Source organism: Pseudomonas monteilii (genome assembly GCA_001534745.1).
Taxonomy (GTDB): domain Bacteria; phylum Pseudomonadota; class Gammaproteobacteria; order Pseudomonadales; family Pseudomonadaceae; genus Aquipseudomonas; species Aquipseudomonas alabamensis.
On sequence record CP013997.1, the window covers coordinates 2,318,157 to 2,337,132 of the forward strand.

The window sequence follows — 18,976 nt, forward strand, 5'->3', positions numbered from 1 at the left end:
ATCCCGTTAGAGTCGCTCGGCCAAGGCTGCACGACGCAGCCTGTCCAGACACCGAGGAACGCCATGTCCATCCGATCGACGCTGCTCACTCTGGCCGCGGCCGTGCTGCTGGCCAGCCAGGCCGCTGCTGCCGAACGCCTGACCCTGCGCATCGGCGACCAGAAGGGCAACATGCGCGCCCAGCTGGAAGCGGCCGACGCCTTGCGCGACCTGCCGTACGACATCCGCTGGGCCGAGTTCCCTGCCGCCGCGCCCCTGGCCGAAGCGCTGAACGCCGGCGCCATCGACGCCGGCATCATCGGCGATGCACCGCTGCTGTTCGTGCTGGCCTCGGGCGCGCCGGTCAAGGCCATTGCCGTGGACACTTCAGACCCTTACGGCACGGCCTTGCTGGTGCGCCCGGATGCGTCCTTGCACAGCGCGGCCGACCTCAAGGGCAAGCGTATCGCCACCGGCCGGGGTTCGATCGGCCATCACCTGGCGCTCAAGGCGCTGGACCAGGCCGGGTTGAGCGAGCAGGACGTGGAGTTCCGCTTCCTGGGGCCGGTGGATGCCAAGATCGCATTGGCCAATGGCTCGGTGGATGCCTGGGCGACCTGGGAGCCGTACACCGCGCTGGCCGAACTGAGCGGGCAGGGCCGGGTGCTGGTCAACGGGCGCGGCCTGTCCAGCGGCAACAGTTTCCTGGCCGCGACCGACGCAGCGCTGGACGATGCCGAGCGCCGCGCCGCCTTGCAGGACTACCTCACGCGCCTGGCAGGCGCACAGGTCTGGGCCAACCAGCATCTGGACAGCTATTCGAAGACCCTGGCCGCGATCATCGGCTTCCCCGAGAACGCTGCGCGCCTGCAATTCGAGCGGCGGCATCTGCGCTGGCAGGCGATCGACTCCAAAACCGTGGCCGAGCAACAGGCCACGGCCGATTTCTACCATGCCCATCGCCTGATGAACGCGCGTCTCGACGTGACGCCCACGTTCGCCCAAGGCTTCGTGGTGCCGAACGACCCGCAGCTGGCGACGCAACCCTGACCCTGGAGACCCTCCCATGACCCTTTCCCCCTTGCGCCGGCTCGGCCTGGCGCTGCTGGTCAGCGCCGTGCTGCCGGCCCTGGCCCACGCCGACCAGACCGTGCGCATCGGCTACCAGAAATCCTCGACCTTGCTGACGCTGCTCAAGGCCCGTGGCAGCCTGGAGCAGCGCCTGAACGCCGAGGGCATCCGCGTCTCCTGGCATGAGTTTCCCAGCGGGTTGCCACTGTTGGAGGCGCTGAACCTGGGCAACGTCGACCTGTCGGCGGACGTGGCCGATACCGTGCCCGTGTTCACCCAGGCCGCCGGTGTGCAACTGACCTATTTCGCGCGGGAGACGCCCTCACCGACGGCCCAGGCGATCCTCGTGCCGGCCGACTCGCCGCTCAAGACCCTGGCCGACCTCAAGGGCAAGCGTGTGGCCGTGACCAAGGCGGCCGGCAGCCACTACCTCTTGATCCAGGCCTTGGCCAAGGCTGGCCTGACCTTCAAGGACATCACCCCGGCCTACCTGATCCCGGCCGATGGCCGCGCAGCCTTCGAGAACCACAAGGTCGATGCCTGGGTGACCTGGGATCCTTACGTGGCCAGTGCCCAGCGCCAGCAGCACGCCCGCATCCTGGCCGACGGCCGTGAACTGGCCAGCTACCAGCGCTACTACCTGGCCCGCAGCGACTATGCCCAGGCGCATCCCGAGGTCGTGCAGCAGGTGTATGACGCGCTGCGTGAGGTGGGGGTCTGGACCAAGGCCAACCCTGCCGCAGCGGCGCGGATCCTCGGGCCTTTGTGGGGCAACCTAGACAGCGCCACGGTGCAGCAGGCCAACGCCCGGCGCAGCTACGACGTGCAGCCGGTGACCGGGGACAACCTGGCGGAACAGCAGCACATCGCCGATGCGTTCTTCAAGGAGCGGTTGTTGCCCAAGGCGGTGGATGCGAAAGCGGTCAGCGTCTACACGCCCGAAGCAGAGTAGGGCGCGTGTCAGATCATCGTCTGCAACTGTTGCAGGAGGCGGGCGATGTTGGCGTCGTGACGCTTGTAGTAGGTCCAGGGCCCGATCCGTTGCGAGGTCACCAGCTGGGCGCGTTGCAGCGAGGTCAGGTAGAGCGAGACCGTCGACTGCGACAAGCCCACGCGCTTCTGGATGATGCTCACGCACACGCCCACCTGCTCCGGGTCCACTTCCTGCTCGGGGAAATGCGTACGGGGGTCTTTGAGCCAGTTGAGAATGGCCAGGCGGGTAGGGTTGTCGAGGGCTTTCAGCGCTTCGCTGACGTTGATGCTCATGGTCATGGCCAAAACGAATTTTCGCGATAGTACGACATTTCCAGGGGCCACTCCCAGCCTTCGCCAGATTGGCCGCGCCCAGGTGCGCCAGGCGCGGCGCTTCAGGGTCAGCCTGGGTAGCGAGGATAGTCGGTGTAGCCCACCTCGGTGCCCCCGTACATAGTGCCCGCGTCCAGCGCGTTGAGCGGCCACTGATGGGCGATGCGCTCGGGCAGGTCCGGGTTGGCGATGAAAGGACGGCCAAAGGCGATCAGGTCACCCCAGCCTGCACCGACCACGCGCAGCCCGCGCTCGACGGTATAGCCGCCGGCATACAGGATGCGACCGCTGAAGGCCTGGCGCACGTCGCGGCGAAAGTCGTCCGGCAGCTCCGGTGCATCGTCCCAGTCGGCTTCGGCCAACGAGAGGTAGGCGATGCCGATCCGCTCGAGCACCTTGACCGCTTCCAGGTAGGTCTCATGGGGATCGTCTTCCACCAGCCCCAGGTAGACGCGTTCCTCGTCGGTGGAGGCGAACAACGGCGCGAAGCGAACGCCGACGCGCTCACGACCGACCACGCCGGCCACCGCTTCGGTCACCTCCTGCAGAAAGCGCAGGCGATTGCCCAGGGACCCGCCATATTCATCGGTGCGTTGGTTGCTGTGCGCCGAGATGAACTGGTTGACCAGGTAACCATTGGCGCAGTGGATCTCCACACCGTCGAAACCGGCCTCCAGTGCGTTGCGGGCGGCCTGCGCATACAGCTGCACGATGTCCTTGACCTCGGCCGTGGACAGCGCCCGCGGTACGGACGGTTCGGCCAGCTCACCGGTGCCCGGGCCGGTCTCGATGAACACCTTCACGGCCGTCGCGGCGATGGCGGACGGCGCGACCGGCGCTTCGCCACCCGGCTGCAGCGAGGTGTGGGAGACCCGACCGACGTGCCACAGCTGGGCGAAGATGACACCGCCCTGGGCATGCACGGCGTCTGTGACCGTGCGCCATCCCTCGATCTGTTGCCGGCTGTGGATGCCCGGCGTCCAGGCATACCCCTGGCCACGCGGCTCGATCTGCGTGCCCTCGGTCACCATGAAGCCGGCGCCCGTGCGCTGGGCGTAGTAGGTGGCCATCAGGTCGTTGGGCACGTTGCCGGGTTGCGAGCTGCGCGAGCGGGTCAGGGGCGGCAGGACAATGCGGTTCTTCAGGGTGTGAGTGCCCAATTGCACGGGGTCGAACAGGGGAGAGACGTTCATTGTGATTCCAGATATCTAGATTTCTAGATGTGTTGACTGACGGCTTGGCGGTGCGTCAGATGAAGGGTGAGCAGCCTATTCTGCATATCGAAATATGTCAATATTATGGAGTAAAGTGTGTCATCCGATACGTTGGGTGACACGGGAGCGGCGCTGGGCTTGGCCTGCAAAAGAAGGGCATCGCGCCTGCCTCGCAAGCATTCGTTGGCCGCTGCGAGGCAGGCGAGACACGCGGTGCATCAACTCGCCAGGTAGTCGTCCACCGAGCGAACGGTGCCATAGCCGAACTCGAATGCCGCCATCATCGCCGCATGAACGTGCGAGGCCGGGACGTTGACGCCGTCGAACGCCAGATCCAGGGTGGCGCAGGCGTCGTGAAGGATGGTGACGGTATAGCCCATGTCCGCAGCGGCCCTGACCACGGCATCGATGCACATATGGCTCATGGCGCCGACCACCACTACTTCTTTGACGTGATGGGCGTCCAGCTGTTGCTTGAGGTCCGTTTCGCGAAAGGCATTGATGTGGTGCTTGACGATCACCGCTTCGCCCTCCAGCGGGGCCACGGTTTCCTGAATACGGACACCGGCCGTGCCGGGCACGAAGATCGGGGCGTCATCTTGGGCAGACTCATGGCGGACATGGAACACGGGCATCCCTTTGCCTCGAGCATCCGCTATCACGCGCGCTGCCTGGGCGGTCGCCGCTTCGATACCTGTCAGGGGGAGCTTGCCGCTCGGCAAGTATTCGTTTTGCAGGTCCACGACGATCAGACCGATGGGGTTCATGGCGTTCATTTCCTTTCAACGGGAGAAAGGCCTAGGATCGCCGCCCTCGGCGCACCTGCGAAGAGGCGCGAACGACAACCAAAGGGCTGATATCGACAAGCGCTATGCTGCGATGAAAACGGCTGCCACGGACCTGTGTATGCGGGCTTGCCCGCGAAAGCGTCCGATCCGTCGCCACCTGCATCGCGGGCAAGCCCGCTCCCACAAGCTGCTTGCGCAGCCATGACTACACCGACAGGCTGCAGCGATCCGGTGGGAGCAAATGTCTTTTCTACTCGGCACATGCCCGACCGCATGCGGCGCCTGACAGGGCCCTATCGCTGGCAAGCCAGCTCCCACCCAGACCTCTGCAGCCATCGATGTAGGCATGACTGCGCAAGCAGCTTGTGGGAGCGGGCTTGCCCGCGATGGCGTCCGATCCGTCGCCGCCTGCATCGCAGGCAAGCCTGCTTCCACCTATGGCTTGCCACTCATTTTCTTGAACATCGACGATGTCATGCGTCTTGTATGAGGCAGGGCTTATCGCAACCCTGCGCTGAAACGTCGTTTGTAGGCGCCCGGTGTCAACCCGACGATACGGGTGAACACCTTGCGAAACGCGCCTGCATCGCTGTACCCCACTTCCCAGGCGACCCTGTCGATGGACGCCGTCTCGAACTGCAGCATCTCGCGTGCGCGCCCCACGCGAAGCCGTTGACCGTATTCGGTGGTCGTCATGCCCGTGGCTTTCTGGAAGCGTCGCAGCAAGGTCCGTGGCTCGAGTTTGGCCTGGGCGGCCAAGGTGGCCAGCGTCATGTCTTTTGCCTGGGTCGCCTGGAGCCAATGCTGCACGCTCAGCACGGCAGCGTCCCCGTGCGTCAGGACCGGGGAAAAGGCGCTGTAATAGCGTTGCTCGCGGCCAGGCGGGTCGACCACCAGCGTGCGGGCGGTATCGAGCATGATGGACGGCCCTAACAGCCGGTCGATCAGACGCAATCCCAGATCGGTCCAGGCCATCAACCCGCCAGCGGTCATGATGTCGCCGTCGTCGATGATGAGCCGGTCGACGTCGACCTGAACGTTCGGAAAATGCTGTTGCAAGCGTTGCGCATACGTCCAGTGGGTGGTCATGGGCCGGCCGTCCAGCAGTCCCGTGGCCGCGAGCATGAACGCCCCTGCGCATACGGAGCCAAGCACCACGCCTTGGGCATGTTGCTCGATCAGCCAGGCCACCAGGGCGTTTGGCGGCGTTGGGTCCGGCTCCTGCAGGGTCGGCGGCAGAATCAGCACGGCCAGCCTCGAGCCGGCGTGCGGCTGAGTGTCGAACACCCGTTCAGGCGTGCTGGACGCTGACGCTTGTTGCCAGTGGGAGATGCGCAACGACGGCGCAGGTGACTTCAAGAAACGAGAAGCCACGGTGTTTGCCACGTTGAACAGGTCGGTGAGCCCCAGGGTGGCTGCCTGTTGGACCCCTGGGTACTGGACGAGGCCGATTTCGAAGGCGGGCGGGGTGTGCATCTGTCGGTCAGGGTCTTGAGCAGGTCGGGAGTGACGGTGCTCACCTTAGCACCGGATCCACGGCAGGGTGCATCGTCCTCATGCTCGGCTCATCGCTGGCGCTTCAGGCCGGACGCCTGCGGATCATCAGGGTATTCGCGCCTGTGCCGTACGGAGCGACGTCCCGTTCGAACAACGCCGCGTCGTCTTCAAACGGTTGAAAACCTCTCCTGGCCTCGATAATTCACGCGACCACTCGCCTCGCGCCATAGGCGAACGGTCGCGGTTCTCCGAGTAAGCAGCCTCGTCTCACAATTCCAACGCTGCGGCGCCCTTCGCACCGGTCCTCCGGTAGCTCCTATAACGATAATTATCCTTTTCCACCAACGCCGCGCGCCATCGCGCGGACCGCGTTCGCGCGCTCATTGAAGACTTGACTGCCATGATCGTTACTTCTGCCTCCAGTACCGGTGTATCCACCGGTCATCGCAACGTCTTGCTCGCCGCACACGTCGCCGCCGTGCTGTTCGGCCTCACGGGTATCCTGGGCGCGCTGATCCTCGCCGATGCCAGCGTGATCACCTTCGGCCGCGCAGCGTTTGCCTTCATCGCGCTAGGGTTCGTCGCCGGCTTGCAAGGCACTCGCCTGCTGGACGCCTTGAGCTGGCGTACCGTGCCTGTGATCGGCCTGACGGGGACCCTGCTGGCCGCCCATTGGGTGACCTTCTTCATTGCCGTGAAGGTAGGAGGCGTGGCGATGGCCACCCTGGGTTTCGCCAGTTTCCCGGCGTTCATCGCGCTGGTGGATCTGCTGATCTTCCGTGAGCGTATCGGCAAGACCGAAAGTATGCTGCTGATGATGGTGACGGCAGGGCTGGTCCTGGTCGTGCCGTCGTTCGACCTGCACGACGAGGGCACGGTCGGCCTGCTCTGGGGGCTGGCCTCGGGCTTGTCCTTCGCGCTGCTGGCCGTGGCCAACCGGCGTCGCACGGCTGGCATGAACGCCATGCAGGTCGCGTTCTGGCAGAACGTGGTGGTGGCGGTGCTGATGGTGCCGTTCGCCTTCAGCCATCTGGGCAGTGCCGGTCTGCGGGCCGACGACTGGGTGGCCTTGGCGCTGCTGGGGGTGTTCTGCACCGGGCTGTCGCAGTTTCTGTTCGTCAGGAGCCTCAATGGGCTGCAGGCACGCACGGCGGGCATGATCATCGCTCTGGAGCCGGTGTATGCCATCGCGTGCGCCTGGTGGTTGTTCGACGAGCAACCTTCGCTGCAGATGGGCGCAGGGGCGGCGCTGGTGGTACTGGCCACCTTGCTCGGCGGGCGTCGCAAGACTTCGGCCCACTGACGTTCGGCAATGGCGGACGATGTCCGTCTGAGCCCATTGGATGACCGAATCCGTCGATTGACCTCTGTTCGCGCTTTCTAGGGTGAAACGGTGCAGCACCTCAGCGTGCGGCACCTCACCCCTAACAAAAGCAAAAGCAGGGATCAGGATGACGATGACGACGTGTTGACCCTAGGTCTGGCAGGGCTGATCGTGCTGGTGGGGGTCATCACCAGCCGACGTCACGAACGGGCATCACGGCTGGCGAAGGTCGAAACCGTCTAGCAGTGCAGCGTCCGTTCGCCGTCAAGAGGCGAGCGGACACTACCGACCTGATTCGCGCTGCCGGCTTTTGACGCAACCGAAGCGTTTTTCCTTCGAAGGGCTGTGGCCAAAGAATGCGGTGTAGCACTTGCTGAAATGGCTGGCAGAGACGAAGCCGCAGGCCACCGCCACACCCAGCAGCGGCAGGTCGGAGTGCTGCAGCATGCGCCGGCTTTCGGTGATGCGCAGTTCCATGTAGTAGCGCACCGGGGTCGTGCCGAGCTGATGCTGGAACAGGCGACCGATCTGCCGCTTCGAGCGGCCGACGTAGGTGGCGATCTGGTCCTGGCTCAGGGGTTCTTCAAGATTGGCGCTCATCAGCTGGATCGCTTCGCGCAAGGGTTCGCTGATGTTGGCCTGGGGGGCCGGCAGGGTACGCCGATAACGCGAGGACTCGAACGCCAGGATGGCCGTGATGCCCTCGGTCAAGGCCGTGCCTCGTCGTTGACCCAGCCATTCCAGCACCATGGTGAACGCCCCGCCCGGGCTGGCCGCGCTCAGCCGGTCACGGTCCACCACGAAGCTGTCGGTGCCGACATGGCTGTGGCGGGCGATTTCCGCCACGGCGCCGCGGTGCTCGGGGTGCACGGCGCAGCGGTAACCGTCGAGCAATCCGGCCTGCCCCAGGAACCAGGCGCCATTCCAGAGCCCGGCCAGGGCCACGCCCTTGCGCGCCAGCCCTTGCAGGCACGCGTTCAGGTCGGGAGAGGCCACCAGCGCGGTGCGCAGGCCGCCGCAGACCACCAGCAGGTCCAGAGGCATCTTGAGGCTGGTATCGAGCCGTGCGTCGAGGGTGATGACGATACCCAGGTCGCTGGTGACGGGCTGGCCGTTCAGGCTGAAGGTCGTGCTGACGCAGGCTTGCGGCTGGATCAGGTTGGCCGTGACCAAGGTGTCCAGCGCTTGGGTGAACGCCAGCAGGGAAAAGTGCTCCAGCAGCAGAAAACCCACGCACGTCTGTGGACGGGTGGGCGAGGCTGCCGCGGGCGTGAAGCGCACGTTGTGCCCATTGAGGGCGGTACTGAAACTACGAGTCGGACGCAACGGGTGTTTCTCTTCGTTCAGGCAATTGAAAAGGCAGGTCGGAACGACCCGCCGTATGGACAAGGTTTACACGCGCAGCGGCCTCGCTCGGCGGCTGAGCAGGCCGCGCGACAGCCGGTCGAGCAGCAGCGCCACCGCAACGATCGCCAACCCTGCACGCAGCCCGAGGCCCATTTCCATCCGGGTCAGGCCGCGCGTCACCTCGGCGCCGAGACCACCGGCACCCACCAGGCCGGCCAGCACCACCATGGCCAGGGACATCAGGATGCACTGGTTCAAGCCCACCAGCAGGGTGGGCATGGCGCTGGGCAGTTCGATCTTGAAGAGGATGGTGCCGGGCTTGGCGCCGGTGGCCTGCCCGAGTTCCAGCAGGTCCTTGGGCACTTGGCGAAAGCCCAGGGTGGTCAGGCGCAGCATGGGCGGAATGCCGTAGATGATGGTGGCCATGATCGCCGGGACCTTGCCCAGGCTGAAGATGATCACGGCCGGGATCAGGTAGACCCAAGGGGGCACGGTCTGCATCACGTTCAGCACGGGGCCGAGCGCGTTGTCGATGCGCTTCACGCGAGCGGCCAATACGCCCAAGGGGAAGGCCACGGCCACGGCGATGATCACCGCTACCGAGACCAGGGCGATGGTCTGCATCGACGCAGTCCAGAAGCCGCTGAGCCAGCAGAAGCCCAGCAGCACACCGGCCAGTACGGCACTGCGCAGGTTGATGAACAACGCCGTCAACAGGCACACCCCGGCGATCATCGCGTAGAACGGCGGCAGCAGGAGCAGCGCCTCGATCCCGCCGAGCATCGTCTCGACGAAATGGCCGATGGCCGCGAACAGCCCGTGCAGGTGGGTGTTCAGCCAGTCGAACAGCGGCGCCAGGTAGGCACCAGGGGACAGGTTCAGTTCAGTGAGCGCCATGACCAGCCTCCTCGGAGTCGCGGTGACGGCCCTGGGCCAGACGGTCGAGAACCAGGGTGAGCACCACGATGGCGATGGCAGCGTTGATGGAGCGGGCGATGTCCAGGGTACGGATGGCGCTGTAGATCACCTCGCCCAGCCCACCGGAGCCGACGATACCCGCAATCACCACCATGCCGAAGGCCATCATCAGGCTCTGGTTGATGCCTGTCCTGATACTGGGCAGCGCAAACGGCAGGCGAATCTTGACGAACTGCTGCCAGCCGGTGGTGCCGCTGGCGTTACCCAGTTCGAGAAAGGCCTGAGGGGTCATGCGTACGCCCAGTGCGGTGAGGCGCAGCACCGGGGGCACGGCGACGATGACCGTCGCTATCAGGGCCGTGCCGGTGCCGTAACCGAGCAGCGCGATGGCAGGCAGCAGGTAGATGTAGGGTGGCAGGGTCTGCACCAGGTCCAGGGCCGGTTCGCAGACGCGGTTGACCGCAGGGGACAGCCCGGCGATCACGCCGCACGGCACGCCGATGAGCAAGGCCAGGCAGGTGGCGGTGAGGACCAGGGCGAGGGTGCTCATGGTCTGCGGCCACAAGCCCATCATCGCGCACAGCGTCAGGGCGAGGAGGGTGCCCAAGGCGAAGCGCCAGCCGGCCAGGCGCCAGGCCAACACGGCGAACAGCAGCGCCACGACATAGAACGGCGGCCACTCGAACACGGTGTAGACCGCCTGGTAGACGGCCTTGAGCACGTCGTTGAACAGGTCGAACAGGTCTGCGGCATTGTCGGACAGCCACATCAGACCGTTGTCGACGGTTTCGTCGAACGCAGAGGCGAAGTCTGTGGGGTTCATGCCAGACCTCCCACGGGCAGAGGCGGCTGCACGGCGGCCTGGTCGGGAGGCACGCCCTGCACGGCGCGCAGCAGGTCACGCTGGCTGATCACGCCTACCAGCGCACCGTGCTCGCGCACGCCTACCGCGTCGTGCCCCGAGCGGATCAACAGGTCGATCAGGCTGTGCAGGTCGCTGTCCGGGCTGGCACATTCCAGTTGCTCGGGATCCTGGTGCGGATACCGGGCACGGTGGTCGGCCAGCGGTTGCATGATCGAGTGGGCCTTGACCAGATGCAGCCGCGAGATGCCTGCAACGAATTCGGCCACATAGTCGTCGGCCGGATTGAGGACGATCTCTTCGGCCGTGCCTTCCTGGATGATGACCCCGTCCTTCATGATGGCGATGCGGTCGCCGATGCGGATGGCCTCTTCCAGGTCGTGGGTGATGAAGACAGCCGACTTGCCCAGGGACTTGGTCAGTTGCCGGAACTCGTCCTGCAGCTGCCGACGGATCAACGGGTCGAGCGCGCTGAACGGCTCGTCCATCAGGATCACTTCCGGGTCCGAGGCGATCGCCCGGGCCAGGCCGACGCGCTGCTGCATGCCGCCGGACAGCTCGCTGGGGTAGCGGTTGGCCCAGTCGCTCAGCCCGACCTTGGCCAGGGCATTGCCGGCCACCTCATGGCGCTTGCCCTTGGCCACGCCTTGCACTTCCAGGCCGAACGCCGCGTTTTCCAGCACCGTGCGGTGTGGCAGCAGGGCGACGCTCTGGAACACCATGCCGATGTGCTTGGCCCGTACCTCGCGCAGCGACGCTGCGTCCAACCGGGCGATGTCGCGGCCCCTGACCAGGATCTCGCCACTGGTGGGGCTGATGAGACGATTGAGCAGACGGATCAGCGTGGACTTGCCACTGCCGGACAGCCCCATGATGCAGAAGATCTCACCGCGACGGACCTGCAGGTCGACGTTCGAGACCCCCACGACACAGCCGTACTCCTGGAGGATCTGGGTCTTGCTCAGGCCGCGTTCGCGGTAGGCCTGCATGGCGGCTGGTGCGCGATCTCCGAAAATCTTCCAGACACCGCGGCAATCGACCAGTGTTTCGACATTGCTAGTATTCATGTGTGCACCCGAACCAGAGTCTTCTGGTGTGTTCTTGTGTCAAGTTCGGCAGTGGCAAGGTGAAGCGCTGCTGTCAGTATTTTTTGATGTTTTCCCAGCGCTTGATCAGGTCGGCATGACCGTCGGTCCAGTCCTTGATGGCCTGGTCCATGGTCTTGCCATCGTTGACGGCACTGTTGATGGCACTGATGTCGGCCAGGGGCACGTAGACGCTGGCGAGGACTTCACGCGCCTGCGGGTTCTCGGCCGAGAAGCCTTTCTGGCCGATCCAGTAGTAGCCTTGGGGCGGTGCGAACACGCCTTTGGGGTCCTTGAGGAACTTTGTGTCGTACTTGAGGGCCATCCAGGTCGGTTCCCAGAGGGTCACCGCGACCCATTCCTTGCGGTCGACCGCCGATTTCAGCGCAGCGGTCATGGCCGCGGTGCTGCCCTCGAGCAGGTTGAGCTTGAGGCCATAGGTCTGGACGGCCTTGGCCGCGTCACTCATCAGGCCCGAACCCGGCTCGATGCCCACGATCTTGTTGCCGAACTTGTCGGCGTTTTCGTTGAGCTGTTCGATCGAGTCGATCGGCACGTACTTGGGCACGGCGATCGCCTGGTACAGCCCGTGGGACACCGGCGAGATCTTTTCCAGGCGGTTCTTGTTGCGGTTCCAGAAGTCCTGCGCCACATAGTCGATCTGCGAGGCGAGGATCTGCACATCACCCTTGCTCAGCGCCGCGTAGGCGATGCCCCATTCCGAGAACGAGGTCACCTTGACGGTGTAGCCCGCGTCTTCCAGCACTTTTTTGGTGATGCCGGTGATCGGCGTGAGGTCTTCCCAGGACAACGTGCCCATGTTGATGACCTTCTCTTCGGCATGGGCCTGACACAAGCCCAGACCGACCATTGCGATAGCGCACAACGCCTTGCGGATACGATTCATATGAAGCTCCTGCAGTGTGGCGGGCATGGATGCCCTGTTGTTGTTGAAATTCACCGACGTACTTGCATGGCCGAACGCTGCGCGGCCCGTGGAACCTGTCCTTGCGTAGGGGAGACTGGCATGGGCGGAAAAGGTCGTCAATGCAATTGTATTCTTTATGTATACCGAGAGAATTCGATCGGAATACGTTAGAACTCAAGGCCCATCAGGGTTTTAGCCTCATCTTGCCAATGGCAAGTTGTCGTAGAGGGACATGTTATTGTCGCAGGCAGAAATGTGACGTCGGTGGTGACGTGCCCACCCTACGCACGTCCTCGAAAAAGCAGTAGACACATTGTCTAACCGCTCCTATATTCATTATACAAATTGTAGACACAACACTATGACAACCAAGAAAGCCGCCATGAAAGTCGTTGCCGAAGCTGCCTCCGCCGATGCACCGCTGGACCGCAAAGGCGTGTTGGCCGATGCCCTGCGGCGCCGCATCCTGAGCATGGAGCTGGCACCTGGTGCCGTGGTCGATGAACTGGCGCTGTGCGAAGAGTTCGGTCTGTCCCGGCCGCCCGTGCGTGAGCTGCTTCGGCAAATCGCCGCCGAGGGCTACATCGAGCTGGAAGCCAACCGGGCACCACGTGTGGCGGCGATGAACCACGACTCCCTGCGCAGCTTCTTCCTGGCCGCACCGTTGATCTACGTGGCCACCACTCAGTTGGCCGCCAGTCATGCCACGGCCCGGGAGATCGAAGGCCTCAAGGCGATTCAAGAGCGGTTTCGCCAGGCCATCGAGCAACGGGACGTGGAGAACCGCGTGCTCCACAACGACGCCTTCCACCTGGAGATCGGTCGAATGGCGCACAACGAATACTTGCTGCCCAGCCTGCGTCGGCTGCTGATCGACCACGCGCGGCTGGGCAAGATCTTCTATCGACACCCGACCACCGATGACATGCAGTGCGATCTCGAGCTCGCCTGTCAGCAACACGATCAGATGATCGAGGCCATCGAGCAGCGTGACCCTGAAACGGCCGGGCGACTGGCCAGGGAGCACATGGAATTGTCGCGTCGGCGCATGGCCGAGTACGCGGCACCCCAAGGCATGGATGTGGCATTGACGTTATGAAGTAAGGCTCTCCGCCGCGCCATCACCCGGCAGCACGTCGAGTGGGGCGGGGCGCGATGAGGAACAGACGCTAACAACAATATCTGGTTCCTGAAATGACAAAGATCACCTCGTTACCCGCTGACGATTCGACGTGTGGCTGGTACCACCTGAGCACGGGGCGGCAGGTCAGGCCTGCGCACCAAGGGCATACCGCGGCACGTTGGGTCGTGGTCGGTGCCGGCTTCACCGGACTGGCCGCCGCGCGTCAGTTGGCGCTGCACTTCCCGGACGATCAGATCGTGCTGATCGAAGCCCAGGAAGTCGGCTACGGCTCCTCAGGCCGCAATGCCGGTTTCGCCATCGACTTGCCCCACGACATCGGTGCCGAGGACTACATTGGCGACATTGGCATCGCCAAGACGACGCTCAAGCTCAACCTCAGCGGTCAGTCGTACCTCAAGGACCTGGTCGAGCGTTACCAGATCGATTGCCAGATGAAGCACTGCGGCAAGTACCAGGCGGCGGTCGAGCCACGGGGTATCGCCGTGCTCGAGGCCTACCGACGTGGCCTGGACAAGCTCGACCAACCCTACGAGATGATCGACGCCGATGCCTTGCCTTCGCACATCGGCACCTCGTTCTACCGCAAGGCCCTGTTCACGCCGGGCACGTCGCTCATTCAGCCTTCGGCCCTGGTGAAAGGGCTGGCCGACAACCTGCCGGCGAACGTCACCCTGTACGAACACACGCCCATCACCGAGATCGTGCACGGCGCCAAGACGCTGCTCAAGCATGCCCATGGCTCGATCACGGCCGACAAGCTCGTGCTGACTACCAATGCCTTCGGGATGAGCTTCGGGTTCCTCAAGGGGCGCATGCTGCCGGTGTTCACCTACGCCAGCCTGACCCGGCCCATGAACGAAGAGGAACAGGCACGGTTGGGCGGCAAGCCCTATTGGGGCGTGATCCCGGCCGACCCGTTCGGCACCACCGTGCGCCGAACGCCGGACAACCGGTTGCTGATCCGCAACAGTTTCAGTTTCAACCCGGACGGGCGCGCCAACCAGAAGTACCTCACGCGCTTCGTCGCCCGTCACCGTGACGCCTTCGAGCGTCGCTTCCCCATGCTGTCCAACCTGCCGTTCGAATACACCTGGGGTGGAGCATTGGCCATGTCTCGCAACCATATGGGTTACTTCGGCGAGTTGGCCCCCAACATATACGGCGCCTTGTGCTGCAACGGCCTGGGCGTCACACGAGGCACGGCCACCGGCAAGTTGCTGGGTGACTGGCTGGCCGGTGAAAAGAACGAACTGATCGACTTCGTGCGGCAGGCCCCAGGGCCCAGTGCGAATCCACCGGCACCTTTGGTCTCGCTGGGTTTGAACATGAACTTGAAGTGGGGGCAATACCGCGCGGGCAAGGAAAGTTGAATCCATGAACGACGCGTGATCGCGTTGATGTTTGCCAGGCCCTGATACGCCTGGCCTGCAGTATCTATTGCGTGCTGTTGACGGTCGAGGCTTTCCCTCGGCACGACGGAACTGAACGACGTATTCAGTTTCGCGGACCCGCTCGTTCGTCAATCGGCTGTTCTTTGGTCATGGCAGGAGAGAATAATGACAATGTCCACTGTATCCATCGAAGATGTACCCATTAATCGCTTCCATCAATTGTTGACCGTCCGCTCCGGCGGCGGATCGTTCGTCGATGGTTATGTACTGAGTATCGTGGGCGTGGCCATGGCCCAGATGTCCGTCGGGCTCGGGCTCACCAGTTTCTGGCAAGGCATGATCGCCGCATCGGCGCTGATCGGCATTTTCTTCGGCGGCTTCTTCGGCGGCTGGCTAACCGATCGGTTCGGCCGCAAACGCGTGTTCTTCGTCGGGCCGGCCCTGTTCATCCTGTCCTCCATCGCGCAGTTCTGGGTCGAGTCGGCACTGGCCCTGTTCTTGTTGCGGTTCGCCATCGGCATCGCGGTCGGCATCGAATACCCCGTGGCCACCTCGCTGCTGGTGGAGTTTCTGCCGAAGAAGAACCGCGGCCCGCGCCTGGCCACCTTGACCGTGTTGTGGTTTGCCGGTGCGGCATTGGCCTACATGGTCGGCGAGGCCATCCTCCATCATGGCGGCGACGAGGCCTGGCGCCTGGTGCTGGCCAGCGCCGCCGTGATCGGTGGCGTGTTGTTCGCCCTGCGCCTGGGCACGCCAGAGTCGCCGCGCTGGCTAATCAGCAAAGGTCGCGAGGCCGAGGCCGAGCAGGTGATCAAGCGCGTGTATGGCAATGACTTCTCCTTGCGCAACCTGCCGGAGGAGCCGAAGACGCGCTCACTGTCGTTCCTCAGCCTGCTGCACTCCGGCTATGGCAAGCGCATGCTGTTCGTCACCATGTTCTGGACGTGCTCGGTGATTCCGGTCTTCGCCGTCTACGCCTTCGCCCCGAAAGTGCTCGGCGCGCTCAACCTCAAAGGGGACTGGGCCTCGATCGGCTCGGTCGCCATCACCTGCCTGTTCGTGGTCGGCTGCATCGTCGCCACCCGCCTGCTCAACGGGGTGGGACGGCGGACCACGCTGCTGCACAGCTTCTTCTGGTCGGGGTTGGCCTTGTTGGGCCTGGGCGCCTTCAGCAACGGCTCCGAGATGCTGATCCTGGCGCTGTTCGGTGCCTACGCACTGTTCATCGGCGGTGCCCAGGTGCTGCAACTGGTCTATCCCAATGAACTGTTCCCCACCGAGATCCGTGCCGGCGCCGTGGGCGTGGGCACATCGATGTCGAGGATCGGGGCCGCCGTCGGCACCTGGCTGGTGCCCATGGCCCTGGATAGCTACGGCATCAGCGCCACCATGTACGCCGCCGCTGCGGTCACCTTCGTCGGCCTGGCCTTCTCGCTGGCCCTGGCCCCGGAAACCCGCTCGATGAACCTGCAACAGGCCGCCTCGCTCGCCTGAGGCCCCGTACCCCGTCGCGGCGCCCGGCGTCGCGGTCTTCAACACCCTGAACAGGAAGCACCTACCGTGAAATTCGAAGGCATTTACACTCCGGCAATCACTCCGCTGGCTGCGGACGGCTCGATCGACAAGGCCGCGTTCGCCAACGTACTCGAGTACCTGGTCGAATCGAAGGTCCATGGCGTGATCATCGGCGGCTCCACCGGCGAGTACTACGCCCACACCACCCAAGAGCGCCTCGATCTCGCCGCCCAGGCCAAAGACGTGCTCAACGGCCGCCTGCCGCTGATCGTCGGTACCGGGGGCATCCGCACCGAAGACGCCGTGACGTTCGCCCAGCACGCCAAGGAGATCAAGGCCGACGCACTGCTGGTCGGCACACCGCCCTACGCGCTGCCGACCCAGCAGGAAATCGCCGATCACGTCAAAGCCGTCGACGCGGCTGCCGGCCTGCCGATCATGCTCTACAACTACCCGGGCCGCATGAGCATGAGCATGGGCGAGGCCTTCTTCGACGCCATTGCCGACGTCAAGAACGTCGTCGCCATCAAGGAAAGCTCCGGTGACATGGCGCAACTGCACCGCCTGGCCATCCACCGCCCGAACATCCAGCTGTCCTGCGGCTGGGACGACCAGGCCCTGGAGTTCTTCGCCTGGGGCGCCAAGAGCTGGGTCTGCGCCGGTTCCAACTTCATCCCACGCGAGCACGTGGCCCTGTACGAGGCCTGCGTGATCGAGAAGAACTTCGACAAGGGCCGCAAGATCATGGCCGCCATGATGCCGCTGATGGACTTCCTCGAAGGCGGCAAGTTCGTCCAGGCCATCAAGAACGGTGTCGCCCTGAACGGCCTGAGCACCGGTGGCGTGCGCAAGCCGCTGTCCGACCTGGACGCTGCCGAGAAGCAGGAACTGCAGCGCGTGGTCACCGAACTCAAGGCCACCATCGCCCAGATCCACTAAGGAGCCCTGAACATGACTGAATTGCTGAGTAAAGAAGGCTACGCGGCGATCGCCGCCGACCTGCAACTGCGCACCCAGGCGTTCATCGACGGCCAGTTCCGCGATGCCCAGTCGGGCCGCACCTTCGTCACCACCAACCCGGCCACCGGCCAGCAGCTGGCCGAAGTCGCCGCCTGCGACGTCAACGACGTGAACGTCGCCGTGGCCGCGGCCAAGCGCGTGTTCGAGGCCGGCACCTGGTCGAAGATGCAGCCGAACGACCGCAAGCACGTGCTGCAGAAGTTCGCCCAGCTGCTCGAAGACAACGCCCATGAACTGGCGGTGCTCGAGGCCCTGGACAGCGGCAAGCCGGTCAGCGAGTGCCAGACCGTCGACGTGCCGGAAACCATCCACACCATCCGCTGGCACGCCGAGCTGATCGACAAGATCTACGACGCTACCGCCCCGACCGGCCACGCTGCCGTGACCATGGTGGTGCGTGAAGCCATCGGCGTGGTCGGCCTGGTCCTGCCGTGGAACTTCCCGCTGCTGATGCTGGCCTGGAAGATCGCTCCATCGCTGGCCGCCGGCTGCTCGATCGTGGTCAAACCGGCCAAGGAAACCACCCTCAGCGCCCTGCGCGTGGCCGAGCTGGCCCACGAGGCGGGCATTCCGGCCGGCGTGTTCAACCTGGTGCCTGGCGGCGGTCGTGAAGTGGGCGAGGCCATCGGCCGCCACATGGACATCCCGATGGTGAGCTTCACCGGCTCCACCGACACCGGCCGCCTGTTCCTCAAGTACGCCGCCGAGTCCAACCTCAAGCGCATCGTCCTGGAGTTGGGGGGCAAGAACCCGGCCGTGGTCATGAACGACTGCGAAGACCTGGACGAGGTGGCCCAGTTCGTCACCGCCGGTGCGTTCTGGAACATGGGCGAGAACTGCTCGGCGTCCTCGCGCCTGATCGTCCACAAGGACGTCAAGGACGAGCTGCTGGGCCTGATGGCCAAGCACCTGAAGGACTGGAAGCTGGGCGACCCGCTCGACCCGGACAACCGCCTGGGGGCCATGGTCAGCAAGTCGCACTTCGAGAAGGTCAAGTCGTACCTGGACTACGCTGCCGAGCAGAAACTCAGCATCGTTCAAGGCGGCGAGACCGAACAAGGCGTGTTCGTGCAGCCGACCATCGTCGACAACGTGGGCCGTGACAGCAAACTGTTCGTCGAAGAGATCTTCGGCCCCGTGCTGAGCGTCACCAGCTTCTCGACGATCGACGAGGCCATCGAACTGGCCAACGACACCGTCTACGGCCTGGCTGCCTCGGCCTACACCGGCAGCCTGCGCAACGCGCTGCGCCTGTCGCGCGAGATCCGCGCGGGCGTGGTGACGGTCAACTGCTTCGGCGAGGGGGATGTGACCACGCCGTTCGGGGGTTACAAGGAGTCCGGCTTTGGTGGACGTGACAAGTCCATCTGGGCCCATGACCAGTACACGGAGCTGAAGACCATCTGGATCAACGCTTCGTGACGGGTAGGGCGCCTGCAGCCTGGCTGCGTGCGCCCGCACACGCTGCGCTGTTCTGACGGAGTTCGGCGCGCAACTGGCCACTGCCCCCCTGGGCAGTGGCTTCTTAGCATCTGGGGGATGAGCGCGATCGCCGACGCTGCAAGGCGTCAGTGCCGCTAGACTCCGT

Annotated in this window: 17 protein-coding genes; 8 read left to right on the plus strand and 9 right to left on the minus strand. The window is 64.3% G+C overall.

What is annotated here, in order from left to right; all coding sequences use genetic code 11:
* Nucleotides 1-63: 63 nt before the first annotated feature.
* Nucleotides 64-1,029, plus strand: coding sequence for a sulfonate ABC transporter substrate-binding protein (locus APT63_09895; protein AMA45913.1), 966 nt, complete (start codon nucleotides 64-66; stop codon nucleotides 1,027-1,029).
* A gap of 16 nt (nucleotides 1,030-1,045) precedes the next feature.
* On the plus strand, nucleotides 1,046-2,002 hold the full coding sequence (locus APT63_09900; GenBank protein AMA45914.1) for an ABC transporter substrate-binding protein: 957 nt from the start codon (nucleotides 1,046-1,048) through the stop codon (nucleotides 2,000-2,002).
* 8 nt (nucleotides 2,003-2,010) lie between these two features.
* Here the strand turns inward: APT63_09900 and APT63_09905 are convergent, their stop codons facing one another.
* From APT63_09905 to APT63_09920, 4 genes are all read right to left on the minus strand, one after another.
* Nucleotides 2,011-2,316 carry an ArsR family transcriptional regulator gene (locus APT63_09905; protein AMA47852.1) on the minus strand — a complete coding sequence of 102 codons (306 nt, stop codon included), beginning with the start codon at nucleotides 2,314-2,316 and terminating at the stop codon, nucleotides 2,011-2,013.
* A 107-nt stretch (nucleotides 2,317-2,423) separates the two neighbouring features.
* Entirely contained in the window at nucleotides 2,424-3,548 is a 1,125-nt protein-coding gene (locus tag APT63_09910) for an alkene reductase (protein ID AMA45915.1), read from the minus strand.
* Between the two features lie 239 nt (nucleotides 3,549-3,787).
* A complete protein-coding gene (locus APT63_09915; GenBank protein ID AMA45916.1) occupies nucleotides 3,788-4,336 on the minus strand; it encodes an Isochorismatase in 549 nt (182 codons plus the stop codon).
* Between the two features lie 519 nt (nucleotides 4,337-4,855).
* Entirely contained in the window at nucleotides 4,856-5,833 is a 978-nt protein-coding gene (locus tag APT63_09920) for an AraC family transcriptional regulator (GenBank protein ID AMA45917.1), read from the minus strand.
* A 421-nt stretch (nucleotides 5,834-6,254) separates the two neighbouring features.
* On the opposite strand from APT63_09920, the gene APT63_09925 reads away from it, so the two are divergent.
* A complete protein-coding gene (locus APT63_09925) occupies nucleotides 6,255-7,157 on the plus strand; it encodes a hypothetical protein (protein AMA45918.1) in 903 nt (300 codons plus the stop codon).
* 303 nt (nucleotides 7,158-7,460) lie between these two features.
* Here APT63_09925 and APT63_09930 read toward each other — a convergent pair whose 3' ends face one another.
* The 5 genes from APT63_09930 to APT63_09950 all read right to left on the minus strand — a co-directional run bounded on the left by APT63_09930 (nucleotide 7,461) and on the right by APT63_09950 (nucleotide 12,297).
* The gene (locus APT63_09930; GenBank protein ID AMA45919.1) at nucleotides 7,461-8,504 is read right to left on the minus strand and encodes an AraC family transcriptional regulator; all 1,044 of its coding nucleotides are present in this window, start codon (nucleotides 8,502-8,504) and stop codon (nucleotides 7,461-7,463) included.
* A gap of 66 nt (nucleotides 8,505-8,570) precedes the next feature.
* Nucleotides 8,571-9,422 carry an ABC transporter permease gene (locus APT63_09935; protein ID AMA45920.1) on the minus strand — a complete coding sequence of 284 codons (852 nt, stop codon included), beginning with the start codon at nucleotides 9,420-9,422 and terminating at the stop codon, nucleotides 8,571-8,573.
* The gene (locus APT63_09940; GenBank protein AMA45921.1) at nucleotides 9,409-10,266 is read right to left on the minus strand and encodes an ABC transporter permease; all 858 of its coding nucleotides are present in this window, start codon (nucleotides 10,264-10,266) and stop codon (nucleotides 9,409-9,411) included. Before APT63_09940 ends, APT63_09935 begins: the two co-directional genes overlap by 14 nt.
* The gene (locus APT63_09945; GenBank protein ID AMA45922.1) at nucleotides 10,263-11,372 is read right to left on the minus strand and encodes a glycine/betaine ABC transporter; all 1,110 of its coding nucleotides are present in this window, start codon (nucleotides 11,370-11,372) and stop codon (nucleotides 10,263-10,265) included. The genes APT63_09940 and APT63_09945 overlap by 4 nt, the downstream gene beginning before the upstream one ends.
* A gap of 73 nt (nucleotides 11,373-11,445) precedes the next feature.
* Entirely contained in the window at nucleotides 11,446-12,297 is an 852-nt protein-coding gene (locus tag APT63_09950) for a glycine/betaine ABC transporter (GenBank protein ID AMA45923.1), read from the minus strand.
* Between the two features lie 403 nt (nucleotides 12,298-12,700).
* Between APT63_09950 and APT63_09955 the strand changes: the two genes are divergently transcribed.
* From APT63_09955 to APT63_09975, 5 genes are all read left to right on the plus strand, one after another.
* On the plus strand, nucleotides 12,701-13,417 hold the full coding sequence (locus APT63_09955; protein ID AMA45924.1) for a GntR family transcriptional regulator: 717 nt from the start codon (nucleotides 12,701-12,703) through the stop codon (nucleotides 13,415-13,417).
* Between the two features lie 95 nt (nucleotides 13,418-13,512).
* Nucleotides 13,513-14,832 carry an oxidoreductase gene (locus APT63_09960; GenBank protein AMA45925.1) on the plus strand — a complete coding sequence of 440 codons (1,320 nt, stop codon included), beginning with the start codon at nucleotides 13,513-13,515 and terminating at the stop codon, nucleotides 14,830-14,832.
* A gap of 186 nt (nucleotides 14,833-15,018) precedes the next feature.
* On the plus strand, nucleotides 15,019-16,347 hold the full coding sequence (locus tag APT63_09965) for a metabolite transporter (protein ID AMA45926.1): 1,329 nt from the start codon (nucleotides 15,019-15,021) through the stop codon (nucleotides 16,345-16,347).
* Nucleotides 16,348-16,413: 66 nt separating this feature from the next.
* Nucleotides 16,414-17,307: a dihydrodipicolinate synthase family protein gene (locus tag APT63_09970; protein ID AMA45927.1), complete on the plus strand. Its 894-nt coding sequence runs from the start codon at nucleotides 16,414-16,416 to the stop codon at nucleotides 17,305-17,307.
* Nucleotides 17,308-17,319: 12 nt separating this feature from the next.
* Nucleotides 17,320-18,810 carry an aldehyde dehydrogenase gene (locus APT63_09975; GenBank protein AMA45928.1) on the plus strand — a complete coding sequence of 497 codons (1,491 nt, stop codon included), beginning with the start codon at nucleotides 17,320-17,322 and terminating at the stop codon, nucleotides 18,808-18,810.
* The last annotated feature ends 166 nt before the right edge of the window (nucleotides 18,811-18,976 follow it).